Below are 23,089 nucleotides of genomic sequence, written 5' to 3' on the forward strand. Positions count from 1 at the left end.
AAATGGCGATGGAAACACAAGACATTATTAAACGCTCCGCGACTAACCCGATTACCCCCGCGCCTCGCGCGCGGGACTACAAGGCTGAAGTCGCCAAGCTTATCGACGTCTCCTCCTGCGTGGGCTGTAAGGCCTGCCAGGTGGCCTGTTCGGAGTGGAACGATATCCGCGACGAGGTGGGGCACTGCGTCGGGGTTTACGATAACCCGGCGGATCTGAGCGCCAAATCCTGGACGGTGATGCGCTTTAGCGAAACCGACCAGAACGGCAGGCTGGAGTGGCTGATCCGCAAGGACGGCTGTATGCACTGTGAAGATCCGGGCTGCCTGAAGGCGTGTCCGTCTGCCGGTGCGATAATTCAGTACGCCAACGGGATCGTCGACTTCCAGCAGGATAACTGCATCGGCTGCGGCTACTGCATCGCGGGCTGTCCATTTAATATCCCGCGCCTCAATAAAGAGGATAACCGGGTATACAAATGCACGCTGTGCGTCGATCGCGTTAGCGTCGGGCAGGAGCCTGCGTGCGTGAAGACCTGTCCGACCGGTGCGATCCACTTCGGCACCAAAAAAGAGATGCTCGACGTGGCGCAAGAGCGCGTGGAGAAGCTGAAAGCGCGCGGCTACGACAAGGCAGGCATTTACAACCCGCAGGGCGTAGGCGGCACGCACGTGATGTATGTGCTGCATCACAACGACCAGCCGGAGCTGTATCACAACCTGCCGAAAGATCCGGCGATCGATACCTCCATTAACCTGTGGAAAGGGGCGCTTAAACCGCTCTCTGCGGCGGGCTTTATCGCCACCTTTGCGGGGCTGATTTATCACTACATCGGTATCGGCCCGAATAAAGAGGTGGATGACGAGGAGGAGGAGCATCATGAGTAAGTCGAAAATGATAGTGCGCACCAAATTTGTCGATCGCGCCTGTCACTGGACGGTAGTCATTTGCTTCTTCCAGGTGGCGGTATCCGGCATTTCGTTCTTCTTCCCGACGCTGCAGTGGCTTACGGAAACCTTCGGTACGCCGCAGATGGGGCGCATTCTGCATCCATTCTTCGGCGTGCTGATTTTCGTGGTGCTGATGTTTATGTTCGTGCGCTTTGTCCATCACAATATTCCGGACAAGCAGGACATCCCGTGGGTGAAAGGGATTGTCGAAGTCCTGAAGGGCAACGAGCATAAAGTCGCGAAGGTGGGGAAATACAATGCCGGACAGAAGATGATGTTCTGGACCATCATGAGCATGATTTTTGTGCTGCTGGTGACCGGGGTGATGATCTGGCGTCCGTATTTTGCACAGTACTTCCCGATCCAGGTGGTGCGTTACGCGCTGCTAATTCACGCGACGTCTGCCATCATCCTGATTCATGCCATCCTGATCCATATGTATATGGCGTTCTGGGTTAAAGGGTCGATCAAAGGGATGATTGAAGGGAAGGTGAGCCGCCGCTGGGCGCAGAAACATCACCCGCGCTGGTATCGTGATGTGGAACGGCTGGAGGCGAAACAGGAAAGTACGGAAGGGATGAAGTAAGACCTGCGCCGTCGGCTCTGCCCGGCGGCGCTGCGCTTGCGCGGGCCTACTCTTCAAATCAAAACCGCTCTTCCACATACCGGAACGGGTATTTCGTGGGTTTGACTTTGCAGATTTTGCGCTTCGGTAAATCCACCTTGTCGACGTGAATTTCTTTATACGGGATCTGCGAAAGCAGATGCGAAATAATATTCAGACGCACGCGTTTTTTATCTTCAGAACGCGCGACAAACCACGGTGCCCAGGCGGTGTCAGTGGCTTCAAACATGGCGTCGCGCGCGCGGGTGTACTCGTCCCAGAGGTTAAAGGATTTAATATCCATCGGCGACAGCTTCCAGATCTTACGCCCATCGTTAATGCGGTCGCGCAGGCGCCGCTCCTGCTCTTTCGGCGTCACCTCCAGCCAGTACTTCAGCAAGATAATCCCGGCATCAACCATCGCTTTTTCCATAACCGGCGCGCCGTCCAAAAATTTCTCCGCCTGTTCCTCCGTGCAGAACCCCATCACCCGCTCCACGCCCGCGCGGTTATACCAGCTGCGATCGAAGATCACGATTTCGCCCGCCGAGGGCAGGTGAGGCACATAGCGCTGGAAGTAGAGCTGGCTTTTCTCTTTATCCGTTGGGGCAGGAAGCGCAACAACGCGAAACACGCGGGGGCTGACGCGCTCGGTGATCGCTTTAATGGTGCCGCCTTTGCCGGCACCATCGCGTCCTTCAAAAACAATACACACTTTTAACCCTTTGGCGACGACCCACTGCTGGAGCTTAACCAGTTCGACGTGCAGGCGGCGGAGCTCTTTTTCATACTCTTTGGTCTTAAGGGGGGCATTCGATACGACATCAACAGCGACAGGGGTTTTCTTTTTGCTTCCCATGATTGTCATCCTCAGGTTGTCCGGCGTGGAAAAAGCGAGGCCGCACTATGAAGTGTAATCCACCTGAATTAATGGATTAACGTGTCAGCCAGCTGATTTGAACTGGCTCACCATACAAGATTATTTAATAATGCCCTCGCGAATGATTAACCGGTGGTTGAGGCATGAAAAAGACAATATTTTCGTTGGCGCTTGGCACATTTGGCCTGGGTATGGCTGAATTTGGCATTATGGGGGTGTTAACCGAGCTGGCGCATGACACCGGTATTTCGATTCCCTCCGCCGGGAATATGATCTCGTTTTATGCCTTCGGCGTGGTGATTGGCGCCCCGATTGTGGCGCTGTTCTCCGGCAAGTTCTCGTTAAAAACGACGCTGCTGTTTCTGGTTGCCATGTGCGCAGTCGGAAATGCCCTGTTTACGTTTTCTACGTCGTATTACTGGCTGGCGCTGGGGCGCTTGATCTCCGGTTTTCCGCACGGGGCCATTTTTGGCGTCGGGGCGATTATCCTCTCTAAAATTGCGCCACCCGGGAAGGTGACGGTCGCGGTGGCCGGGATGATCGCCGGAATGACTGTAGCCAACCTGGTGGGCGTTCCGTTGGGGACCTGGCTGGGGCATGCATTTGACTGGCGCTATACCTTTTTCCTGATTGCTGCGTTCGACGCGCTGGTTATCCTCTCGGTTCTGCTTTGGGTGCCGGATATCCATGACAAATCAGAAATCAAATTGTCCGAGCAGTTCCACTTCCTGAAGAAACCGGAACCCTGGCTGATTTTTGCCGCCACCATGTTTGGCAATGCTGGCGTGTTCGCGTGGTTCAGCTTCGTTAAGCCGTTTATGGTCAACGTTTCTGGCTTTTCCGAAGAGATGATGACGGCCATCATGATGCTGATGGGCCTTGGCATGGTGTTGGGCAATCTGCTGAGTGGCAAACTCTCGGGGCGCTTTAGCCCGCTGCGCATTGCAGCCATCACCGATATGGTGATTGTCGCCTCGCTGCTGCTGCTTTTCGCCCTGGGCGAACTGAAAACGGCCTCGCTGGTGATGGGCTTTATCTGCTGTGCCGGGCTGTTTGCGCTCTCTGCACCGCTGCAAATTTTGCTTCTGCAAAATGCGAAGGGCGGTGAGATGCTGGGGGCAGCCGGAGGGCAGATGGCGTTTAATCTCGGCAGCGCGATCGGGGCGTACTTTGGTGGGATGATGATTACCCTCGGCTTTAGCTGGCGCTACGTCACGCTGCCTGCGGCGCTCCTCTCGTTCTCGGCCATGAGCGCGCTGTTGATCTACGGTTACCTGCGGGCCAGACAGGCTCAGGCTAACGCTCGCGCGCTAGCCTGATTGCATTCAGGCAAGCCAGGGCTCACCCAGCGTCAGCATCAGGCGGTTGGCCCAGGCGAAGAACGCAGCGGACTGCACCAGGTCCAGCTGGGCTAAGGTGTCCAGCCCCTCTTTTTCCAGTGCGGCAAGGTGCAGCGGCGTGGCGGCAGGCGGGGTAACCGACAGCGCTGCCGCAAAATTAATTTCCGCCTGCCAGCGCGCAGATTGCCCCTCACTCAGGGATCGTCCCGGACGCACGGCCAGCAGAGCCTCTACCGCAGCATCATCCTTTGACAGCTGGCTGGCTTTACGCGCATGGACAGAGGCGCAGTAGATGCAGCCGTTAATTTTACTGGCTACCGTTGCGGCCAGCTCGCGCTCGGCGCGCGGTAATCCCCCCGGTGTATAAAAAATTCCTTTATCCGTTAACGTGCGCTGTTCAAGCACCGGCAGGTTGCGCCCCAGCAGGCGAAAGTAGTCGGAATCGGTATGGCCAAATTTCGCCAGAACGGCAACTTCGTCATCACGGAAGTCCGCCAGCGGTTTGGCGTCGATCCACGGCTCCCAGCCCAGCTCCTGCTGGGTGAACGCGACGGGAGCCGTCTTCCCGGAGACCGTGGTTGCGGTTGTATGCCAGATGCCTGCCGCCACCGGCGCATCGCTTGCCACCACCGGCTTGTCATTTAGCAGCCGCAGCCCGGCGACGAGTCGGCTCTGAAAGCTGACAAACGCAACAAGCTGCGCCAGGGTAACAATGCCTTCCTTGCTCCAGCCCGCCCGGGTCAGCGCCGTCAACGCGGACGGCGTGGCTTCGACGGGAGAGAACGTCAGCAGGCGCGCTAAGTGCAGCGCCAGGGTCAGGCGTTCGGATGTTGGGTCGGCCAGGCCAAACCCCGCATAGTGCGCGGCCAGCGCCTCCGCGTTGTGCCACCTGGCGACTTTTGCCGCGACGGCGAAGCGCTCGTCCAGCGCAAAATCGCTATCCTGCTGGGTAAATAAGATTTCGTAGCTGCCCTGTGCGTGGCGCGTGGCGGCGTCCCGCGTGGCGCGCGCCTCTGCCAGAGGGGAACCGGGTTTAATTTCCGCCAGCTCGGCGAGAATGTCGTGACTTAATGACATAGGTGTCTCCTCAAAGGATGTGGGGGGCAATATGTTCGGCGATCAGTTCGATGGATCGCAGCGTGTCGCGATGGGTGGGCTCAACCGAATGGACCTGGAATGAGATGTCCGTGGCGCGCCGGAGAACGGAATCAGCCTGCAGCGAATGCAGCACCGTCTCTGGCGAGCCGATATGGGCGTCGAACTGGCGACGAAAATCTGTGACAGTGTCACCTTTAACCACGTGTCCGGCAGCGCGATGCTGCTGGGCCTGCCTGGTGAGACCCGGCGTGGCGACCTTCAGCGCGTAGTCATCGCTGTCGGCGATGAACGCCGTGCGGGAGGCCAGAATGCGCGGCGCAATGCCCGCAGGCAGTGCCTCAAGGTAGGCATCCACAATCGGGTTCTGGATCGCGTCGAGCGTCAAATCCAACTGGTCTGCCGGGCGCGGCTGCGTGCGGGAGAGCATCAAACCGTGTCCGGCCCGCGCGGCGCGAACGGCACCGTCGACGGAAAAGGTGGCAATCCAGATCCGTTCAGCCAGCTGTGGCGCTGGCGGATAAAGGTGGTTATCCGGATGGGTGAGCGAATCCCCTCGCCAGGCGCTCTGGAGAACATGCAAATGGTCAGCAAAGGCCGCGCCGCGCTGTTCAAACGTCAGTCCGAACGGCAGGAAAGAGGTCGGCGTGCCGCCCGAACCAAAACCGACTTCGAGACGACCATCGGCGAGTAAATCCAGCACCGCCGCATCTTCCGCCACGCGCAGCGGGTTTTCCATCGGCAGGGTAATGATGGCCGTCCCCAGGCGGATGGTTTCGGTATGCGCGGCAACGTGCGCCAGAAACAGCAGCGGCGACGGCAGGCCGCCTTCACTTTCGTGGAAATGGTGCTGGGCAATCCAGGCGCTGTCAAAACCGTGGCGTTCGGCGTGGCGGATCTGTTCGGTTGCCAGACGATAGCGCTCCTTCGGCGTGGCGTCGTCAAGCAGGCGGGTGAAAAATCCCAGGCGTTTTCGCGTCATGCGAACTCCTCCGTAACGGGTGAAAAATGGGGAATGGCGGCAATCAGCTCGCGGGTATAGTCGTTCTGCGGCGACGTGAATAAGGTCTCGACGTCACCGTGTTCGACCACCTGGCCGCTGCGCAGCACCGTGACGCTGTGGGCGATCCGGCGGACGATAGAAAGATCGTGCGTGATAAAGAGGTAGGTCAATCCCAGCTGCTGCTGCAGCTGCTGAAGCAGTGCCAGAATCTGCGCCTGTACGGTGACGTCCAGCGCGGAGGTGGCCTCGTCCAGCACCAGAATAGTCGGCTCCAGGATCAGCGCCCGGGCGATGGCTACGCGCTGGCGCTGCCCGCCTGAAAGCTCCCTTGCGGTGCGGGTCAGGAGTTCAACGGGCAGGGCAACCCGCTGCGCCACGGTCTCTACACGGAGCTTGCGCTCCGCCTTGCTGAGGCGAGCAAAGTTCTTCAGCGGCTCTTCGATGATGTCAAACAGGGTTTGACGCGGGTCGAGAGAGGCGAACGGGTTCTGGTAGACAAACTGGATCTTCTGGCGCAGCTGGCGGCGGGCCTCGCGGCTGAGGTCGGTGGCATCAATATCATCAATAATGACCTGTCCGCTGTCCGCCTGTTCAAAACCCAGCAAAATACGGGCGAGGGTGGTTTTCCCGGAGCCGGATTCACCGACCAGCGCATGCGTGCTGCCGCGCCTGACGTCAAACGTCACCCGATCCAGCGCCTGAAGGTGATGACCTTTGCCCAGCGAGAACCGTTTGCTGATGGCGCGGGCGCGAATGGCCGGTGACGCCAGCGGAAGGCCAGCTACCGGGGCAATGGTCAGGCGCTGGCCCAGGAGATCGCTCAACAGCTGGCGGGTGTAGGCGTGCTGCGGCGTGCGGACAATGTCGGCGGTGTCGCCGTGCTCCTGAACCTCGCCGTTGCGAAACACCAGCAGCCTGTCCGCGCGCTGGGCAGCCAGCGCCAGATCGTGGGTGACAAACAGAACCGCAGTACCCGATTCCCGACGCAGGATATCCAGCAGATCGAGAATGCGTTTTTGCACCGTCACGTCCAGCGCGCTGGTGGGCTCATCGGCGACGATCACGTCCGGGCGCAGGGCAATGGCGATGGCAATCAGCACGCGCTGTTTCATCCCGCCGGAGAGCTGATGCGGATACTGCTTCATGCGCTGTTCGGGATGGCTCAGGCCGACCTTTGTCAGCAGGGCGAGCACCTGCTCGTCGCGCTGGAGTGCCGTTACCTTTTGGTGCTGCTGAATAATTTCCCCGACCTGTACGCCGATCGTCTTCACCGGGTTGAGTGAATTACCCGGATCCTGCGGAACCAGGCTGATTCGCGCGCCGCGCAGGGTATCGAGACGCTTCGCTGACCACCGGCTAATCTCCTCGCCGTTGAGCACGATTTTCCCGGTATCGCGTCGGGCGTTATCCGCCAGCAGACCGATGATCGCCTGTGCCGTGGTGGTTTTGCCTGAGCCGGATTCGCCGACAAAGGCCAGCATTTCCCCCGGTCGGAGGGTGAAGCTGACGTTATGCACCACCTCGCGCCACTGGCGCGCGGTACGGTAGCTGATGGTCAGGTTTTCTACCGAGAGTACGGTCATTTCAGGCCTCCGCTGAACTGTTGGCTGATACGGTTGGTGGCAAGCACGACGGCGATGACGACCACACCGGGGAAGGTAGTTAACCACCAGGCGGTAGAGAGATAGTTACGACCTTCGGCAATCAATAAGCCCCATTCCGGAACAGGCGGTGGGGTGCCGTAGCCGAGAAAGCTCAGCGTGGAGAGGGCCAGAATGGCCTGACCAAACTGCAGCGTGGCAAAGGCGAGGACGGCGGTTAAGGCGTTGGGCAGGATGTGTCGCCACAAGACCGCCAGGAACGTCCCGCCGCTGCCAAACGCCGCCTCGACATAATCCGTATGGCGGATGCGCACCACTTCACCCCGCGCGAGGCGGGCGAAGCTGGCGATTGAGGCCACGCCGACGGCAATGGCGGCGTTAACGGTGCCAAACCCGAGCAGAATAATGACCGTCAGCGAGAGCAGCAGAGACGGAATGGACAGCAGCACGTCGACAAAACGCATCAGGAAAGACTCGACGCGTCCGGCGAACGCGCCGGCGATCACCCCCAGACCGGTGCCCACCACCAGCCCCATCGTGACGGCAGCGAGCGCCGCGCTCAGGGAGTGGGACGCACCATACACAATGCGGGTGTAAACATCGCGGCCAAGCTGATCGGTGCCGAGCCAGTGGCCCGCCTGCGGTGCCAGACGTTGTGCTCCGGCGATGCCCTCAATCGGGCTGTAGTGGGTTAACAGGCCGGGGGCTACGGCAGCAAAAACTGCGAGAATAATCACCGCCCACGCCAGCCACAGTCCCGGCTGCCACGCGACGCCCTGCCAGCCGGGAACGCGTTTTCGCGCGGCGGCAGCGTAATCGACCAGGCTCATGATGCACCTCCGGTAACGGTTTGCAGACGGGGATCCAGCAGCGGCATCAGCAGGTCCACCAGCAGATTGATCAGGACAAAGCCGAGAGCGGAAATCATCACCACCGCCTGAAGCACGGCGATGTCCTGGTTGTTCACCGCCTGCTGGGTCAGCTGCCCGAGCCCGCTGCGGCCAAATACGGTTTCGGTGATCAGCGCTCCGGCAATCAGTTCGCCCAGCAGCAGCCCGGCAATATTGAGTACCGGCAGCAGCGCGTTGCCGGTGACGTGACGCCACAGGACGGCGGTTTCACTCAGCCCTTTGGCGCGGGCGACGGCGACAAACGGCTGCGTCGCCACCTGGTCCAGGCTGCGCATCAGAATTTGTGCCAGCGGGGCGGAGATCGGGATCGCGACGGTGACGATCGGCAGGATCAGCCCCTGCAGCGGCGTCGGGTTAATCACCGGGATCAGCCGCAGCTGGAAAGAAAAGAGCTGGATAAGGGCAATCCCCAGCCAGAACGTGGGTAAGGAGATAAACAGGACCGGCAGAGACTGAAGGGTATTACTCAGCCAGCGCAGACCCGGCAGACGCGACGCAAAGGCCAGCGCAAACGCCAGCAGGACCGCGAGTACAAAGGCGGGCAGGGCGAGGCTCAGGGTATCCGGCAGATTGCTGGCAATCAGCTCGCTGACCGGCACCCCTGCCTGTAATGAATAGCCGAAATCTCCGCGCAGCATCGCCAGCAGCGTGTGGCCGTATTGCTGCCACAGTGGGCTGTCCGCGCCGTAGGCCACGCGCATCTCCTCGATTTGCGCCGGGCTTAGGCCCAGGTCCGGGTTCTGAAATTTAATCAGCACCGCGTCGCCAGGCAGCACCTGGAGCAACACGAACGAGAGGGTAAAGGCGGCCCACAGCACCAGCAGCCCGTGCCCAAGACGTTGAAGAAGTGCGTGGCGCATCGTCAGCTCCTTAGTGTTTCTCAATCCACGCGCCGTAGAACGACGGGCGGCCGACCGCTTCAAAATTGACGCCTTTTAGCCACGGCGCACCGGCAAAGACCTGTGGCTCTTCGAAGATCGGAATGACATAGGCGTTATCCAGCAGGTAGCGCTGGGCATCGCCGGTCAGCTGCAGGCGTTTTTGCGGATCGACCTCTGAGGAGATATTTACCAGCAGCGCATTCAGCTTGTCGTCACGGAAGCTTTTGACCTTGTCGCTGGAGCCGCCTTTTTGCAGTAGCGCGTCGCGGTTAGCCGGGTAGAACATGCTTTTCACCACGTCCGGATCGGCGCGGCCCACTTCGGAGACGGTTAACGGGGTTTTCTGTGGATCAAGGTTATCCAGCGTGCGGCTGCCAGCATCACCGGCTTTTACGTTCAGCACTACGCCCACCTGACGCCACTGCTGGGCAACCAGCTGCAGCACCTCTTTGTTTTGCGGCTGCGGCAGGGATTCATATACCGTCAGCGCCAGCCGCTGCCCGTCTTTAGCGCGGATCCCGTCGCTGCCCGCTTTCCAGCCCGCCTCGTCCAGCAATTGATTCGCTTTTGCCGGGTCAAAGGTCAGTTTGTCGCTGAGATCGACAAAGCCTGCGGCGGAATCGGCAATCACCGACTTCGCCTGCGGATAGTTGGCCGAGAAGAGGGTCTCGACCACCTGCTTTGCATTCGTGGCATGCAGCAGCGCCTGGCGCACGCGAATATCGGAGACCAGCGGGTTATCCGGGCGGAAGCTGATACTGTCGTTCACCCCGCGCGTTGGGGCAGCGTAGATTTTATAGCCCTGGTCTGTCGCCTGCTTTTCGTCATACGCCTGCACCTGGCGAATAAAGTCGGCCTGACCTGCCAGCAGGGCGCCGACGCGCACGCTGTCCTCCTGGGTCACGATAAACTTGATACCGTCCAGATTGGCTGGACCCTGTTGCGTCAGGCTTTTGGGCCCCCACCGGTAGTCCTTACGGGCTTCGAGCGTCACTTCGCGGCCGAGCTTCTCGTCCTTCACCACAAACGGGCCGGAGCCGATGATATGCCGGGCGTCTCCCAGCTCTTCAAAGTTGCGCTTCAGCGTGCTGAGCGAGACCAGACCCGACCCAATCGTGGCGGTGCCCTGCAGGAACCCCGGCGACGGTTTTTTGAAGTAAAACTTCACGGTCAGCGGGTCGATCACTTCGCTGCGATCGTAGTTATTGATCACTTCTGACACCGGCAGGCGCTGCGCCTTATTGCCCAAACCGTAGGTATCAAAGTTTTTTGCTACGGCGTTGGCGTCCAGCGGCGTGCCGTCGGAGAAGGTAATACCGGGATGCAGTTTAAAGGTGTATTCAGTTTTATCAGCGTTGGTGGTCCAGCTTTCGGCCACCCACGGTTCGACCTGCAGCGTCTTTGGATTTTGCCACGTCAGTTTGTCGGTGATCTGGTTCAGGATGCCGCCGTTCGGGTAGAAGCCGCCGGCAGGCGGATAGAGGTTGGTGTGCGCCTGTTGTTCAAGATAAATCAGCGTGCCGCCTTTGACCGGCGCATCGGCGGACCAGGCTGCAGTTGTCGTCAGAATCAGCGCCGTCAGCAGCGGCAGACGAAATGGGGTTTGCATGGTGAATTCCTTTGTTATCTTCTTGTTAGCGTCGGATTCATCATCGGGCGCGGGGGAAAACAAGGGAACAAAGGAATTGAGATAAGGATTGCCGGAAACTGAAAATATAAATGCCCCGTAAACGGGGCGAAAGCGGGAACTAAACGAATTTCGCCAGCGGGTCCGCGGCGGCAAACGCGACCGCTTTATCCGCTGCTGGAGGGTAGATCAGCTCGTTAGTGATGGCGATCTTGATCTTCTTGGCGTCATCTTGGACTGACTTAACGACCTGATCCCAGCCCTCGGTATAAACCGCGCCCCACGCGCCTAAATCCAGGCAGGTAACATAGTTCACCTGACGATAAGGGTAAGGAGTAACGTTCAGCAGGCTGGCGGCAGCGTTATGACCGGCAAATTTCCCTAGCTGGATCGCGTGCTGGCAGGTCATCAGCGCCGTGTTGCCCGCATCGTCTGTTTTGGCATGAGCCATATCGCCGGTGGCATAGACGTCAGGAAGTGCGGGGACCTGCAACGTCTCTGTCACAACCAGGCGGCCCTGGCTATCGCGTTCACCGCCTATCTGCAGGCTGAGAGGATTTGCCTCGACGCCTGCGGTCCAGACGACGGTCGCAGCAGCAATACGTTCACCGTTTTTCAGCGTTACGCCGTGAGCATCAATGGCTTCAACTTCACTCTTCAGCCGCCATTCAACGCCCAGCGCCTCACTCGCCTCTGCAATTGTTTTACGCAATGCGTCGCTATAACGGCCGCCAATGACTGGCCCTCTCTCAACTACGACTATTTTAATCTCCGTATTGTCACCAAAACGGGCACGCAGTCGGGCAGGTAGCTCCGTTGCCAGCTCGATGCCGGTAAAGCCGCCTCCGCAGACTACCACGGTGTTGCGCTCGGGCGTGGAGGGACGTAACGCCAGTGAATCAAGGTGGCGCTCAAATACCTGTGCGGATTCCAGCTGGTCGATGTCAAAGGCGTAGTCAGCCAGGCCGGCAATCGGTGGGCGTTTGGTCTGGCTGCCCGTAGCGAGGATCAGCCTATCGTAGGAAGCCGTAGCATGCGCGCCATTGGACATCCGGTATAAAACGGTTTTTGCCGTGGTATCAATTTGTTCCACGTGTCCGGCGATGAATGTGATATCAAGCTCGGCAAACAGGTCAGTCAACGGGGCGACCAGCGTTGAAACCTTCTCCTCATAGAAGCGTGGCCGAACGCGCAGTTCGGGTAAGGGGGCCAGAACCGCAATTTCCAGACTGTTATTACCCTGCTGCTCAGAGAGACGTGCCGCGCTCACGGCTGCCCACATACCCGCAAAACCACTGCCTACGATTAAAATCTGCTTTTTCATATTCGATCCTTTCTCCCGCCAGGCTTCATGCCTGACATAACTGCCACTATACTTGTCGGAGTTAACTCCGACAACTTCTTTCTGAGTTAAAAATCGTTATAATGCTCCGAACACTAATTCGGAGTTAACCATGGCGTTTTACAGTTCCGGTGTGGAATACGGCATTCACAGCCTGATGTGTATGGTGGATGCGAAGGGCAACGAGCGTGAGATGAGCGTCCGTGAGATGGCTGCCTTGCAGGGCGTGCCGTATGACTACCTCGGCAAAATCTTCACACGCCTGTCACGTGCCGGGCTGGTCATCAGTACGGAAGGCAAGGGCGGGGGCTTTAAGCTGGCGCGTCCGGCGGAGCTGATCAGCGTGCTGGATGTGGCGCATGCCATTGACGGCGAGAAAAACATGTTCGAATGTCGTGAAGTGCGCCAGCGGCTGGCCGTGTTTGATGAAGCACCGCCTGCCTGGGTCTGCGACGGCCCGTGCGGAGTACGTTCAGTCATGGATAGCGCGCAGCAGCGGATGGAAGAGGAGCTCGCGCGTCATACTATTCTCGACCTGGCGCGTAAAATGTACCGAAAAGCGCCGGACACCTTCCAGATTGAGGTTCAGGAGTGGATTTCAGTTCGTCGTTCGTCGTAGCAATGAGCCGGGTAAGGCGTAGCCACTACCCGGCAAAAGGTGTTTACGAGCGTAAGTCGATCACCATACGGCCACGGATCTGGCCCTGTTCCATCTCTTTAAAGATGGCGTTGATGTCCTCGATAGGACGCATCGTCACTTTCGGTACTACTTTGCCCTCGGCCGCAAACTGGAAGGCCTCCTGCAGATCCTGACGGGTGCCAACCAGCGAACCTACCACCTGAATACCGTCCAGCACCAGGCGCGGAATGTCCAGGCTCATCGCTTCCGGCGGCAGGCCAACGGCGACCACGCGGCCACCGGCACGCACGGCATCTACCGCCGAGTTGAAGGCCGCTTTTGCGACGGCGGTGACGACTGCGGCATGCGCGCCGCTGGTTTTTTCCTGCACAATCTTAGCGGCATCTTCGCTGCGGGAGTTGATGGTTAAATCTGCACCCATGCTCGCGGCCAGCTTCAGCTGTTCATCGTTAACGTCCAGGGCGATGACTTTGGCGTTAAAGACGTTTTTGGCGTACTGCAGCGCAAGGTTGCCCAGCCCGCCCAGACCGTAAATCGCAATCCACTGGCCCGGCTTAATACCCGACACCTTCACCGCTTTGTAGGTGGTCACGCCAGCGCAGGTAATGCTGCTGGCCGCCGCCGAATCCAGACCGTCCGGCACTTTTACCGCGTAATCCGCGGTGACGATGCACTCTTCCGCCATGCCGCCGTCAACGGAGTAACCGGCGTTTTTCACGTCACGGCACAGGGTTTCGTTGCCGGAATTACAGTATTCGCAGTGTCCGCAGCCTTCAAAGAACCAGGCCACGCTTGCGCGGTCGCCAACTTTCAGCGACGTCACGCCAGGGCCGACTTCTTTCACGATACCAATTCCTTCATGGCCCAGGATTACCCCGGTTTTATCGCCAAAATCACCGTTCTTCACGTGGAGGTCGGTATGGCATACACCACAGCACTCCATTTTCAGCAGGGCTTCCCCATGCTTAAGCGGGCGTAAGGTTTTTTCAGTGACATTGACCTGATGATCCTGAGTAACAACAGCAGCCTTCATGTGTATCTCCTTGTTCATGATAAGAATCTGCATAGCAGGTGTAGTACCCCTTAAGGATTAATACATTAGCCTGGTAATGCAAGGCTGCGGCAACATAATGTCATCATTTGATTCGATTTAAGATTAAGAATACGGCGATCCTCTAATAATTAAGGGGGAAAATGCTGGCCCGGCGAGGCGCTCGCCGGGCGCAGATTTACAGCTGGGCTTCAATCTCCTCAATTTCTCTTCGCCATTGCGCCTGCAGCTGCGGCTTCTGATGTTTCGGCTTACGCGCCAGATCGTCTTCCAGCAGCGTTTCCAGCGCGATCAGCCGTTCAAGCAGATCATCGTACGGCGAGGGTTGAACTTCCCCAGCGGTGACGACGGGCGCGGCTGATGTCCCCAGCCCCGCGCTTTCACGCAGCCGCTCAAACACGGCTTCAGCATCGTGCCACTCGCTCAGCCAGCCGTCCTCAATCAGCCAGAAGCGGTTACAGCTTTGGCTAATTAACTGGCGATCGTGGCTGACCAGCAGCACGCCGCCTTCGAACTGTTGCAGCGTTTCCGCCAGTGCCTCTTTGCCTTCCATGTCGAGATGGTTGGTGGGCTCATCCAGCATCAGCAGGCTGTAGCGGGCAAGCGTCAGGCCCACGAATAGCAGGCGCGAGCGTTCGCCACCGCTGAGCGTGCTGACTTTTTGCCCGTGTCTCGCCCACGGGAACCCGGCGCTGATGAGCGCCATCTTCCTGTTTTGCGGGTCGGGAGCGAAAGGTTCCAGAGCGTCGAGCAGCGTGGCGTCATCCGGCAGCTGATGCAGCGTCTGGTCGTAGTAGCCCGGCGAGACGCGCGGATGGATTTTCAGCCCGCTGTCCGTCGGTTCATCCACAAAATGTCGCCAGATAAGCTTCATCAGCGACGATTTACCGCAGCCGTTACGACCGACAATTGCCACGCGATCGCCGCTTTTCAGCCGCGCCGTTTCGATGTTAAACAGTGGCGGTAGCCCGGGCGCAGGCGGGACGCTGAGGTTTTCCATCTCCAGCAGACGGTCCGCCCGCAGCGCGTCGCCGCGCAGGGTTAGCGTCCATGGACTGCCCGCCGTGAGCGCGGTCTGGCTCTCTTTGAGTCGTTCGACCTGTTTTTCCATCTGTTTGGCTTTGCGGGCCAGGTCTTCGTTGTCGTAAACCTTACCCCAGGTCGCCAGCCGCTTCGCGCTGGCGGTCACGCGGTCGATCTCCTTTTGCTCCGCCTTGTGGCGCTGCGCATCGCTTTCGTCTTTTGCTGCAAGCGCTTTACGGGCGGCCGTGCAGGGAAGGGCAAAGTAGTGCAGCGTCTTATCACGCAGGATCCAGCTGCCGTTTGTGACGGCATCCAGCAGCTGTCTGTCGTGCGAAACCAGCACGAAGCTGCCTGACCAGTTCTGTAAAAAGTGTTCCAGCCAGAGCATGGTCGGCAGATCCAGGTGGTTGCTGGGTTCATCCAGCAGGAGCAGATCCGGCTCGTGAATCAACGCCCGCGCCAGCAGCAGGCGGGTGTGCTGTCCGCCGCTCAGGGTGGCGGATTGCAGCGTCATATCCTGCGGCGTGAAGCCCATGCTCGCCAGCAGCGTTTCAGCTTTCCAGCGCAGGCTGTCGTGCTCAGCTAAAGGCAGTTGCGCGAGTACGGCATCCAGCATGGTCAGCGGGAAAATGGCGTCCGGGAGATGTTGCTCCACGCGCGCCATCAGGCAGTGTCCGGCCAGCGCTACCGTTCCGGCGGCTGGGATATCTGTTCCGTCCAGCACCTTTAAAAGCGTACTTTTGCCGCAGCCGTTGTCGCCCAGCAGGGCGATGCGGTCGCCTTTTTTCAGCGTAAAGGAGAGTGAGTCGAAGAGCGTGCCAAACGCCGTATCAACGCGTAAAGATTGTGCAGTGAGTAAAGTGCTCATTGTTGCTTACCCAAGAGTTACAGGCATGTTTATGCCTCGTCAAACATCGCTGACGATAACTCAGTAAGCCCGAGAGAAGGGATTTCAGGGGTTGGTGTCTTCGCTCAAGCAGAAGTTATCGCAGCACGATACCGATAACGCTTGAGCTGGTGCGATCACCAAATGTATGTGAAACATTGAAAATTTCACGATACAGCATAATTGGCCTCCTTATATATTCAGTGGGTTAATGGATGAAAGGAGTGTAGCGGGGGAAAGGGGGTTTGGCTAGCGGATATTCGATGGTGCGGTCTGTTGCCCATCATCCTAACCCTCTCCCCAATGAGGAGAGGATCGGTTCGGGCGCAGAATTAAATCGAGGTACGGCGATAGCTGCGGTATTCCGGCATCCAGAAGTTATCATCAATAGCCTGCTGCAGCGCGTCGGCAGAGGTTTTCACCGCCACGCCCTGCTGCTGCGCCATTTTACCCACCGCAAACGCGATAGCGCGCGACACCTTGTGAATGTCCTTCAGTTCCGGCAGCACCAGCCCTTCTCCGTTGTTGACCAGCGGCGAATAGCCCGCAAGGGTTTCGCTCGCTGACATCAGCATCTCATCGGTAATGCGGGAGGCGCCGGAGGCGATCACGCCCAGACCAATGCCCGGGAAAATATAGGAGTTGTTGCACTGGGCGATCGGATAGGTTTTATCCTTCCATACCACCGGATCGAACGGGCTGCCGGTGGCAACCAGCGCGTTACCTTCGGTCCAGGCGATGATGTCCTGCGGCGTCGCTTCCACGCGGGAGGTCGGGTTAGAAAGCGGCATCACGATAGGGCGCTCGCAGTGCTTGTGCATCTCACGAATAATCTCTTCGGTGAAGAGACCGGTTTGCCCGGAAACGCCGATCAGAATATCCGGCTTCACGTTGCGCACCACGTCCAGCAGGGAGAGCACTTCGTTGTCGGTGTCCCAGTTCTTCAGGTTCTCGCGCTTCTGCACCAGCTTGGTCTGGAACGGCAGCAGGTTCGGCATACCGTCGGTCAGCAGGCCGAAACGGTCAACCATGAAGACGCGGGAGCGGGCCAGCTCTTCGCTTAAGCCTTCGCGCTGCGTCTGGGCAATAATCTGCTCGGCGATGCCGCAGCCCGCAGAGCCTGCGCCCAGGAAGACGATTTTCTGGTAGCTCAGCTGGCTGCCGGCCGCGCGGCTGGCGGCGATAAGCGTGCCCACGGTCACCGCTGCGGTGCCCTGGATGTCGTCGTTAAAGGAGCAGATCTCATCGCGATAGCGGTTCAGCAGCGGCATCGCGTTTTTCTGCGCAAAGTCTTCAAACTGCAGCAGAACGTCCGGCCAGCGGTGCTTCACGGCCTGAATGAAATCGTCGACAAACTGATAGTACTCGTCGTCGGTAATGCGCGGATGACGCCAGCCCATGTACAGCGGATCGTTCAACAGTTGCTGGTTGTTGGTGCCGACATCCAGCACCACCGGCAGGGTGTACGCCGGGCTGATGCCGCCGCAGGCGGTGTAGAGAGAGAGTTTACCGATTGGGATCCCCATCCCGCCAATGCCCTGGTCGCCGAGGCCGAGAATACGTTCCCCGTCCGTCACCACAATCACTTTAATATTGTGGTTCGGCACGTTCTGCAGAATGTCGTCCATGTTGTGACGGTTCTGATAAGAGATAAAGACGCCGCGTGAGCGACGGTAGATCTCAGAGAAGCGTTCGCACGCCGCACCCACCGTTGGGGTGTAGATCACCGGCATCATCTCTTCGAGATGGTTTTGCACCAGGCGATAGAAGAGGGTTTCGTTGGTGTCCTGGATGTTGCGCAGGTAGATGTGTTTGTCGATCTCGGTTTTGAAGCCCTGATACTGGATCCACGCGCGCTCTGCCTGCTCTTCAATGGTTTCAACCACTTCCGGCAGCAGGCCAAGCAGGTTAAAGCTGCTGCGCTCTTCCATGCTGAAGGCGCTGCCTTTGTTGAGCAGGGGGAATTCGAGTAAAACCGGGCCGGCATAAGGGATATATAAGGAACGATGTTTTTTCAGTTTGTTGTCCATGTCACTCACTCTTTTTTTGAAGATCCGTCCCTGACACTGCTGTTTGTCATCTTTCTGGCCTGTGCTACGGGGTGCGGTCGGGCGGTATTATAAAGGAGCTAAATATTAATTACCGCAACACATAAACAAAAACACCATCGGTTTTGCCGATGGTGTTCTGGATCTCAGTCTGGAACTTACTTGCCCGCGTGGCGTTTTCTGCCGGTGGCGTGAGTGACTTGCGTTTCATGGTCGCCTTCAATCACCACTTTACGCTGATTTGAAAGCTTGTAGTTCAGTCCCAGAATGTGGCGTGCCTGACGGTTCGATTTCATGTTAACTCCTCAATCCTGTTGATAGTTTTAAGGACCAGTTTGCTTTCGCAAACGAAATGTAACCCCTTAGGTTGCAGATCCAGCTTAGCAGGTTTTTACAAAGGTGCGTTTTGCCCGCTGACGACGTAGTTAATGGTCTGCTGGTAGATGTCACTGAGGATGTCATTATCCGTGGATTCCACCCACTTGGTCAGTTCCATTAAAATGTCATCTTCAGTCACAGCACCGTGCTCGGCGTGAAGACCCTGCGCAATCGCGTTAACGAGTTCAGGTTGTGCTGCTGTGGTATTAGCCGGGTAATAAGTAAACATGCTGCCTCCGTGTCGTTGTCTGTTTAATGGTACGGCTCGCAAAAAATTTAATTCATAAACAGAATGGCAAATATTTTCCCGGTTGTGTCTCAGATTCATCTTAGAAATAAAAATGACATAAGTGCATGCTTTTATGCGTTTTTAAAACGGAGGGATATATTGGCGTGAGGCAGTGTGGATATTATGGCGGTGCTCCTGCTATCGCGGGAATATAGCAGGAGCCGTTTTTAAATTACCACTTCATTTCGCCAGTATTCACTTTGGCGCTTAATTCCAGAGAGCTCTCTTCTGCCAGATCCGGATACTGTTTTTTCAGTGCACCGATAACGCCCGCAGAGTTTTTATGTGCCGACAACGCCTGTTCAAAATGCTGCAGATAGCCACGGGTAAAATCAATAGCCCCGGTTCCGGACGGTGGCGTGCCCAGGTAGTGGCCCGGTATCACGCGTTCCGGCTTGTGCGCGGCCATGTTGTCCAGGGTCTGCTGCCACTGCTGCCGGCGAGCCGGCGTCTGGGTATCAGCCGTCCAGACGTGAATCCCCCAGGAGACCCCGGTGCCGCCGAGGATGGTTTTCACGGACGGGATCCACACGTAGGCCGCATAGCTGTCCGGCTGCTCGATATCGACCTTTTCCCCGTCAATCATAAAGGTGGTGGAGGCGAGCACCTGCGGCACCACCAGTTCCGTTGGCGCGCCGTCTTTCATCTGCGGGCCCCAGAAGGCGAGCTTGGCGTCTTTGGTGGCCTTAATATGGTCAACCACCTGCTGCGTGGCCACCACTTTGGCATTCGGGAAGGCTTTCACCAGCGGCTGCAGGCCAAAATAGAAATCCGGATCGCCGGAGGTGATCACAATCTTATTCAGCGTTTTACCGCTGCGGCGAATTTTCTCTACCAGCGCTTCGCCATCCTTCACGCTGAACTGCGCGTCAAACAGCACCGCCTCTTTCGGGCCGGAAACGAGCGTGGAGGAGACCGCGAAAATGCCTTTTTCCTGCGGGTTATAGGTATCAATCGTCAACGGCGCGGCAAAAACGGCCGGAGCGAAAAGGGTGGAAAGCAGGGCAATATGAGGGAATTTCATGCTGTTGTCTCTGTTGTTCAGGAATGTCTCTATTGTACGGATATTCTCATTTGCCAGAATTCCTGAAACAAGACATGCTTAGTTTCATAAATCGAGCAGATGGAGCTTATATGGATCGCGTTATTGCCGCTCAGGTCTATAACCGGATATGCGAACTGGGAAGCCTGAGCGCGGCGGCCCGCGCGCTGGGCATTTCCCGGCCGATGGTGAGCCGTTACCTTGAACAAATGGAGAAGTGGGCGGGGACGCGGCTGGTAAACCGCTCCACGCGCAAGTTGACGCTGACGGCGGCAGGGGAAAAGGTGCTGCAAAAAACGCGGACGCTCTCGCAGATCTCGCAGGAAATCGAAGGTCAGTCGGAAAAAGATCTGCCGTCCGGCACGCTGCGGGTAGCCTGCGCGCACTTTACCGCCATGCACCTGATTGCGCCGGTCCTGCCCGGCCTGCTCTCGCGCTACCCGCAGCTGCGCATTGAGCTGGACGTGAACAACCATCCGGTCAGCCTGGTGGGAGAGCGCATTGACGTCGCGGTGCGCATTACCGATAACCCGGAGCCCGGCATGATCGCCCGCCGGCTGGGGGAGTGTCGATCGGTGCTCTGCGCCTCGCCGGCGTATCTGGCACAGCACGGCACGCCCGTCAGCCCCGAAGAACTGGCGCAGCATAACTGCCTGCACTACAGCTTTTTCGCGGGGCAGTCCTGGCACTTCCTGACGCCGGAAGGCGAAAGCCTGAGCGTGGCCGTCAGCGGCAACCTGAGCGCCAGTATCTCATCACTGCTCATGAACGCGGCGATCGAGCACTGCGGCATCGCCATGCTGCCGGAGCGCGAAGCGCGCGCCGCGCTGGAGCAGGGATTACTGGTGCCGGTACTGGCGTCGCTGGAGCCGAAACCGCTTGCCATCCACGGCATTTATCAGTCACGGGAATACCAGCCTGCCGCGCTGCGCGTGTTTCTTGACGAACTGTCCCGCCACCTTGCCTGAGGGGCGATTATTTTGCCTTTAGCCAGGGAGAGGCCGTGCTCCAGAAAATAATATCGGCCCCGAGATAATTTTCGCCGAAGCGGACAAACTCGGCTTTGGTGAACGGTTTTCCGGTCTGAGGATCCTTATAGGTCAGAGTCGGCTCCTGAACCGCCATGGCAATGAGCGGCAGCGCCTGTTTATTTTTATGGAAGAAGGGATAGGCATTCTTCATGTGCGCCTTGCGGTTGGGCACAATGTCCGGGCCGCCCAGGCCGATATTGTTGGCGCTGGCATACGCAAAAAGACGTCCCATATAGTTGTGGTCGTTATCCCACTCGCACGGCCAGAAGTTCACGTACTGCACCACATGTGATTTCTGAAAAACCTTGCGCGCAAAGGCCAGATTTTCCATCTCACCCGCGAAATAGCTGTCGCAGGTGAAGCCCGCTGGCGGATTTTTCTCGTCAATATCAATCGCGGTTTCAGGCAGGTTTACGCCATACACCTCGCCATCAAAGCGTTTTGCGAGCGCTGCCAGCAGTGCCTGGTAGCGCTGGCGCACCGTGGGGTCCCACTGACGCGCTACCCATCCCGCGCCGACAGGCTTGCCCTCGCCGGGGTTATCAAACTGTGGTGCAATCCCGCCGCTGTATTGCTTATCGTGCATCAGATAGTCCGGGACGTAGCGGGCGTCCGGCTCAAAGAAACGATCCTGGATCTGAATAAAGAGTTTTTTCCGGGCAGCCTTAAGACGCGCCAGATCCTGCTCAATCCGCGAGAAGTCATAGCTGTCCTTCTCGGGTTCAAGCTGGCGCCAGTTGTAAACGATCTGCACGCCGCCGATGTCGCCACGCGCAACCAGCGGGAGCGCCGCGTCGAGGTCACCTGAGCTGGTATAGATAAAGTTTTCCGGCGTTTTGGCCAGTGAAGAAAGAGAGAGAGCCAGCGTGGCTACCGCGACGGCCATCCTGATTTTTAGCGTCATATCATTATCCTTGTTGTCGGTACAGCAGGTGAAAGACACGGAATCGTCTGTGTTCCAGGGCGTGTCAGATGCGTAGTCTATACTTAACCCTTTGTAAGCCAAAAGGAGAGCAAGAATGACGATTCATAAGCACGGTTCGGCACACTGGTCTGGCGACATTAAGCGCGGGAAAGGAACGGTTTCCACCGAGAGCGGCGTTCTCAACCAACAGCCTTACGGCTTTAACACCCGCTTTGAGGGTGAAAAGGGGACCAACCCGGAAGAGCTGATCGGCGCGGCACATGCGGCTTGTTTTTCCATGGCGCTGTCGCTGATGCTGGGTGAAGCGGGCTATACCGCTGATTCGATTGATACGACCGCGGACGTCTCTCTGGATAAAACCGACGGCGGCTTTGCCATCACTAAGGTTGCGCTGCAAAGTAAGGTCACCGTACCGGGCATTGCGCCACAGCAGTTTGACGGCATTATTCAGAAAGCCAAAGCGGGCTGCCCGGTGTCGCAGTTGCTCAAGGCCGAAATTACCCTGGACTATAAGCTTAACTAAATCACAGCCGGGTTTGTGCCCGGCTATCCCTTCAGCGCGGCGGGGAACACCTCCGCCAGCCAGGCGATAAACACCTTCAGTCTGTGCGTTAAATGCCGGTTCTGCGGGTAGACCACGTGAAACGGGTACGCGGCAGGCTGCCAGTCACCCAGAATCGCCACCAGCGCTCCCGCCTGCAAATAGGTCTTTGCTGAATACTCAAAGGTTTGAACGATCCCCAGACCCGCCGCGGCAGCCGCCAGATGAGCGTTACTTTCATTGACGCCGAGATAGTGCGGAAGAGTGATTTCCAGCGCCTCGCCGTTCTGCCGGAAGCGAAACGGAAACGGCCGCCCGGTGACGGGAGAGAGATAACTAACAAGCTTGTGGCCGTTGCGCAGCTCCTGCGGATAGGCCGGAACGCCGTGGTTTTTAAGGTAACCCGGCGTCGCGCAGGTGACCATCTGAGCGTCACCGAGATGACGTGCGATAAGCGTTGAATCGTTCAGCGGGCCGCCGCGGATCACGCAGTCTACGTTACCGCTGATAAGATCGACCGGACGATCGGCCACGCCAAGATCGATACGGATATCCGGGTAGCGCTGCATAAAATCCGGCAGCAGGGGGATGAGCACGTCCCGTGCGGTGGAACCGCCCACGTCAACCCGCAAATGTCCCTTGGGCGTCGCGCGGGAAACGCGAAACGAGGTGTCGATATCTTCGATATCAATCAGCACCCGGCGCGCTTTTTCATAGTATTCCAGCCCTTCAGGCGTCGTGACCACCCGACGAGTCGTCCGGTGAAGGAGACGTATCGCCAGGTGCGCCTCAAGGGATTTAACCAGTTTGCTCAGCGTGGCGATCGGCATATTCAGCGAGTCCGCCGCGCGGGTAAAACTGCCGGATTCCACCACCCGCGTGAAGGCGCGCATCGCCATTAGCTGATCCATGATGACCTCTGATTATTTCCATAGGTGAATAGTCATTTTCATTTTTGCCCATTTTTCATAAATGCCGCAAGGGATAAAGTCTGTCCAACG

Annotated in this window: 22 protein-coding genes; 6 read left to right on the top strand and 16 right to left on the bottom strand. The window is 58.0% G+C overall.

Annotated elements, in window-relative coordinates; all coding sequences use genetic code 11:
• The first annotated feature begins 2 nt into the window (after window positions 1-2).
• Both fdxH and fdnI read left to right on the top strand, forming a co-directional pair.
• Window positions 3-887 (top strand): formate dehydrogenase subunit beta, encoded by an 885-nt coding sequence (fdxH, locus tag INF77_RS14260; protein ID WP_193543083.1) that lies wholly within the window; start codon window positions 3-5, stop codon window positions 885-887.
• On the top strand, window positions 880-1,536 hold the full coding sequence (gene fdnI, locus INF77_RS14265) for a formate dehydrogenase-N subunit gamma (protein ID WP_193543084.1): 657 nt from the start codon (window positions 880-882) through the stop codon (window positions 1,534-1,536). The genes fdxH and fdnI overlap by 8 nt, the downstream gene beginning before the upstream one ends.
• 58 nt (window positions 1,537-1,594) lie before the next feature.
• Here fdnI and ppk2 read toward each other — a convergent pair whose 3' ends face one another.
• Window positions 1,595-2,413, bottom strand: coding sequence for a polyphosphate kinase 2 (gene ppk2 / locus INF77_RS14270; RefSeq protein WP_193531917.1), 819 nt, complete (start codon window positions 2,411-2,413; stop codon window positions 1,595-1,597).
• Between the two features lie 164 nt (window positions 2,414-2,577).
• Here ppk2 and araJ point away from each other — a divergent pair, with 164 nt between their 5' ends.
• A complete protein-coding gene (araJ, locus tag INF77_RS14275; protein WP_193543085.1) occupies window positions 2,578-3,753 on the top strand; it encodes an MFS transporter AraJ in 1,176 nt (391 codons plus the stop codon).
• Between the two features lie 6 nt (window positions 3,754-3,759).
• On the opposite strand, the gene INF77_RS14280 is transcribed toward araJ, so the two are convergent.
• The 7 genes from INF77_RS14280 to INF77_RS14310 form a co-directional block, all read right to left on the bottom strand.
• The gene (locus tag INF77_RS14280) at window positions 3,760-4,851 is read right to left on the bottom strand and encodes an alkylhydroperoxidase domain protein (RefSeq protein ID WP_193543086.1); all 1,092 of its coding nucleotides are present in this window, start codon (window positions 4,849-4,851) and stop codon (window positions 3,760-3,762) included.
• 10 nt (window positions 4,852-4,861) lie between these two features.
• The gene (locus INF77_RS14285) at window positions 4,862-5,851 is read right to left on the bottom strand and encodes a putative FMN-dependent luciferase-like monooxygenase (RefSeq protein ID WP_193543087.1); all 990 of its coding nucleotides are present in this window, start codon (window positions 5,849-5,851) and stop codon (window positions 4,862-4,864) included.
• On the bottom strand, window positions 5,848-7,455 hold the full coding sequence (locus INF77_RS14290; protein WP_193543088.1) for an ABC transporter ATP-binding protein: 1,608 nt from the start codon (window positions 7,453-7,455) through the stop codon (window positions 5,848-5,850). The genes INF77_RS14285 and INF77_RS14290 overlap by 4 nt, the downstream gene beginning before the upstream one ends.
• Window positions 7,452-8,303 (bottom strand): ABC transporter permease, encoded by an 852-nt coding sequence (locus INF77_RS14295; protein WP_023344202.1) that lies wholly within the window; start codon window positions 8,301-8,303, stop codon window positions 7,452-7,454. Before INF77_RS14295 ends, INF77_RS14290 begins: the two co-directional genes overlap by 4 nt.
• The gene (locus INF77_RS14300) at window positions 8,300-9,244 is read right to left on the bottom strand and encodes an ABC transporter permease (protein ID WP_045260582.1); all 945 of its coding nucleotides are present in this window, start codon (window positions 9,242-9,244) and stop codon (window positions 8,300-8,302) included. The genes INF77_RS14295 and INF77_RS14300 overlap by 4 nt, the downstream gene beginning before the upstream one ends.
• Window positions 9,245-9,254: 10 nt before the next feature.
• On the bottom strand, window positions 9,255-10,874 hold the full coding sequence (locus INF77_RS14305) for a TIGR04028 family ABC transporter substrate-binding protein (protein WP_193531915.1): 1,620 nt from the start codon (window positions 10,872-10,874) through the stop codon (window positions 9,255-9,257).
• A 139-nt stretch (window positions 10,875-11,013) separates the two neighbouring features.
• Window positions 11,014-12,216 carry an NAD(P)/FAD-dependent oxidoreductase gene (locus INF77_RS14310; RefSeq protein WP_193531914.1) on the bottom strand — a complete coding sequence of 401 codons (1,203 nt, stop codon included), beginning with the start codon at window positions 12,214-12,216 and terminating at the stop codon, window positions 11,014-11,016.
• A gap of 130 nt (window positions 12,217-12,346) precedes the next feature.
• Here INF77_RS14310 and INF77_RS14315 point away from each other — a divergent pair, with 130 nt between their 5' ends.
• A complete protein-coding gene (locus INF77_RS14315) occupies window positions 12,347-12,853 on the top strand; it encodes an Rrf2 family transcriptional regulator (protein WP_028013240.1) in 507 nt (168 codons plus the stop codon).
• Between the two features lie 43 nt (window positions 12,854-12,896).
• Here INF77_RS14315 and adhP read toward each other — a convergent pair whose 3' ends face one another.
• From adhP to INF77_RS14345, 6 genes are all read right to left on the bottom strand, one after another.
• The gene (gene adhP / locus INF77_RS14320) at window positions 12,897-13,907 is read right to left on the bottom strand and encodes an alcohol dehydrogenase AdhP (protein WP_193531913.1); all 1,011 of its coding nucleotides are present in this window, start codon (window positions 13,905-13,907) and stop codon (window positions 12,897-12,899) included.
• Between the two features lie 196 nt (window positions 13,908-14,103).
• Window positions 14,104-15,816: an ABC-F family ATP-binding cassette domain-containing protein gene (locus tag INF77_RS14325; protein WP_193531912.1), complete on the bottom strand. Its 1,713-nt coding sequence runs from the start codon at window positions 15,814-15,816 to the stop codon at window positions 14,104-14,106.
• A 350-nt stretch (window positions 15,817-16,166) separates the two neighbouring features.
• Window positions 16,167-17,864 (bottom strand): NAD-dependent malic enzyme, encoded by a 1,698-nt coding sequence (locus tag INF77_RS14330; protein ID WP_028013235.1) that lies wholly within the window; start codon window positions 17,862-17,864, stop codon window positions 16,167-16,169.
• Window positions 17,865-18,040: 176 nt separating this feature from the next.
• The gene (gene sra, locus INF77_RS14335; protein ID WP_008501714.1) at window positions 18,041-18,178 is read right to left on the bottom strand and encodes a stationary-phase-induced ribosome-associated protein; all 138 of its coding nucleotides are present in this window, start codon (window positions 18,176-18,178) and stop codon (window positions 18,041-18,043) included.
• A gap of 95 nt (window positions 18,179-18,273) precedes the next feature.
• Window positions 18,274-18,489 (bottom strand): biofilm-dependent modulation protein, encoded by a 216-nt coding sequence (gene bdm / locus INF77_RS14340; RefSeq protein WP_023335793.1) that lies wholly within the window; start codon window positions 18,487-18,489, stop codon window positions 18,274-18,276.
• Window positions 18,490-18,721: 232 nt separating this feature from the next.
• The gene (locus INF77_RS14345) at window positions 18,722-19,573 is read right to left on the bottom strand and encodes a Vmh family MBL fold metallo-hydrolase (protein ID WP_193531911.1); all 852 of its coding nucleotides are present in this window, start codon (window positions 19,571-19,573) and stop codon (window positions 18,722-18,724) included.
• 110 nt (window positions 19,574-19,683) lie between these two features.
• Here INF77_RS14345 and INF77_RS14350 point away from each other — a divergent pair, with 110 nt between their 5' ends.
• Entirely contained in the window at window positions 19,684-20,559 is an 876-nt protein-coding gene (locus INF77_RS14350; protein WP_047365094.1) for a LysR family transcriptional regulator, read from the top strand.
• Window positions 20,560-20,566: 7 nt separating this feature from the next.
• Here the strand turns inward: INF77_RS14350 and INF77_RS14355 are convergent, their stop codons facing one another.
• Complete coding sequence (locus INF77_RS14355; RefSeq protein ID WP_048958278.1) at window positions 20,567-21,526, bottom strand: hypothetical protein; 960 nt, start codon at window positions 21,524-21,526, stop codon at window positions 20,567-20,569.
• A gap of 115 nt (window positions 21,527-21,641) precedes the next feature.
• On the opposite strand from INF77_RS14355, the gene INF77_RS14360 reads away from it, so the two are divergent.
• Window positions 21,642-22,070, top strand: a complete 429-nt coding sequence (locus INF77_RS14360) for an OsmC family protein (RefSeq protein WP_028013230.1) — start codon at window positions 21,642-21,644, stop codon at window positions 22,068-22,070.
• A 23-nt stretch (window positions 22,071-22,093) separates the two neighbouring features.
• Here INF77_RS14360 and INF77_RS14365 read toward each other — a convergent pair whose 3' ends face one another.
• A complete protein-coding gene (locus INF77_RS14365; RefSeq protein WP_028013229.1) occupies window positions 22,094-22,999 on the bottom strand; it encodes a LysR family transcriptional regulator in 906 nt (301 codons plus the stop codon).
• Window positions 23,000-23,089 lie beyond the last annotated feature (90 nt).

It is taken from the genome of Enterobacter cloacae complex sp. P1B (genome assembly GCF_014982345.1).
In the GTDB taxonomy this organism is placed as follows: domain Bacteria; phylum Pseudomonadota; class Gammaproteobacteria; order Enterobacterales; family Enterobacteriaceae; genus Enterobacter; species Enterobacter bugandensis.

What these genes read in the sequence shown, in the direction of transcription:
- araJ (WP_193543085.1), top strand. Translation starts at nt 2,578, where the DNA reads ATGAAAAAGACAATATTTTCGTTGGCGCTTGGCACATTTGGCCTGGGT.
- fdnI (WP_193543084.1), top strand. Translation starts at nt 880, where the DNA reads ATGAGTAAGTCGAAAATGATAGTGCGCACCAAATTTGTCGATCGCGCC.
- ppk2 (WP_193531917.1), bottom strand. Translation starts at nt 2,413, where the DNA reads ATGGGAAGCAAAAAGAAAACCCCTGTCGCTGTTGATGTCGTATCGAAT.
- INF77_RS14295 (WP_023344202.1), bottom strand. Translation starts at nt 8,303, where the DNA reads ATGAGCCTGGTCGATTACGCTGCCGCCGCGCGAAAACGCGTTCCCGGC.
- INF77_RS14365 (WP_028013229.1), bottom strand. Translation starts at nt 22,999, where the DNA reads ATGGATCAGCTAATGGCGATGCGCGCCTTCACGCGGGTGGTGGAATCC.
- INF77_RS14280 (WP_193543086.1), bottom strand. Translation starts at nt 4,851, where the DNA reads ATGTCATTAAGTCACGACATTCTCGCCGAGCTGGCGGAAATTAAACCC.
- INF77_RS14300 (WP_045260582.1), bottom strand. Translation starts at nt 9,244, where the DNA reads ATGCGCCACGCACTTCTTCAACGTCTTGGGCACGGGCTGCTGGTGCTG.
- bdm (WP_023335793.1), bottom strand. Translation starts at nt 18,489, where the DNA reads ATGTTTACTTATTACCCGGCTAATACCACAGCAGCACAACCTGAACTC.
- adhP (WP_193531913.1), bottom strand. Translation starts at nt 13,907, where the DNA reads ATGAAGGCTGCTGTTGTTACTCAGGATCATCAGGTCAATGTCACTGAA.
- INF77_RS14325 (WP_193531912.1), bottom strand. Translation starts at nt 15,816, where the DNA reads ATGAGCACTTTACTCACTGCACAATCTTTACGCGTTGATACGGCGTTT.
- INF77_RS14310 (WP_193531914.1), bottom strand. Translation starts at nt 12,216, where the DNA reads ATGAAAAAGCAGATTTTAATCGTAGGCAGTGGTTTTGCGGGTATGTGG.
- INF77_RS14290 (WP_193543088.1), bottom strand. Translation starts at nt 7,455, where the DNA reads ATGACCGTACTCTCGGTAGAAAACCTGACCATCAGCTACCGTACCGCG.
- INF77_RS14315 (WP_028013240.1), top strand. Translation starts at nt 12,347, where the DNA reads ATGGCGTTTTACAGTTCCGGTGTGGAATACGGCATTCACAGCCTGATG.
- INF77_RS14360 (WP_028013230.1), top strand. Translation starts at nt 21,642, where the DNA reads ATGACGATTCATAAGCACGGTTCGGCACACTGGTCTGGCGACATTAAG.
- INF77_RS14285 (WP_193543087.1), bottom strand. Translation starts at nt 5,851, where the DNA reads ATGACGCGAAAACGCCTGGGATTTTTCACCCGCCTGCTTGACGACGCC.
- INF77_RS14305 (WP_193531915.1), bottom strand. Translation starts at nt 10,874, where the DNA reads ATGCAAACCCCATTTCGTCTGCCGCTGCTGACGGCGCTGATTCTGACG.
- INF77_RS14355 (WP_048958278.1), bottom strand. Translation starts at nt 21,526, where the DNA reads ATGACGCTAAAAATCAGGATGGCCGTCGCGGTAGCCACGCTGGCTCTC.
- fdxH (WP_193543083.1), top strand. Translation starts at nt 3, where the DNA reads ATGGCGATGGAAACACAAGACATTATTAAACGCTCCGCGACTAACCCG.
- sra (WP_008501714.1), bottom strand. Translation starts at nt 18,178, where the DNA reads ATGAAATCGAACCGTCAGGCACGCCACATTCTGGGACTGAACTACAAG.
- INF77_RS14330 (WP_028013235.1), bottom strand. Translation starts at nt 17,864, where the DNA reads ATGGACAACAAACTGAAAAAACATCGTTCCTTATATATCCCTTATGCC.
- INF77_RS14345 (WP_193531911.1), bottom strand. Translation starts at nt 19,573, where the DNA reads ATGAAATTCCCTCATATTGCCCTGCTTTCCACCCTTTTCGCTCCGGCC.
- INF77_RS14350 (WP_047365094.1), top strand. Translation starts at nt 19,684, where the DNA reads ATGGATCGCGTTATTGCCGCTCAGGTCTATAACCGGATATGCGAACTG.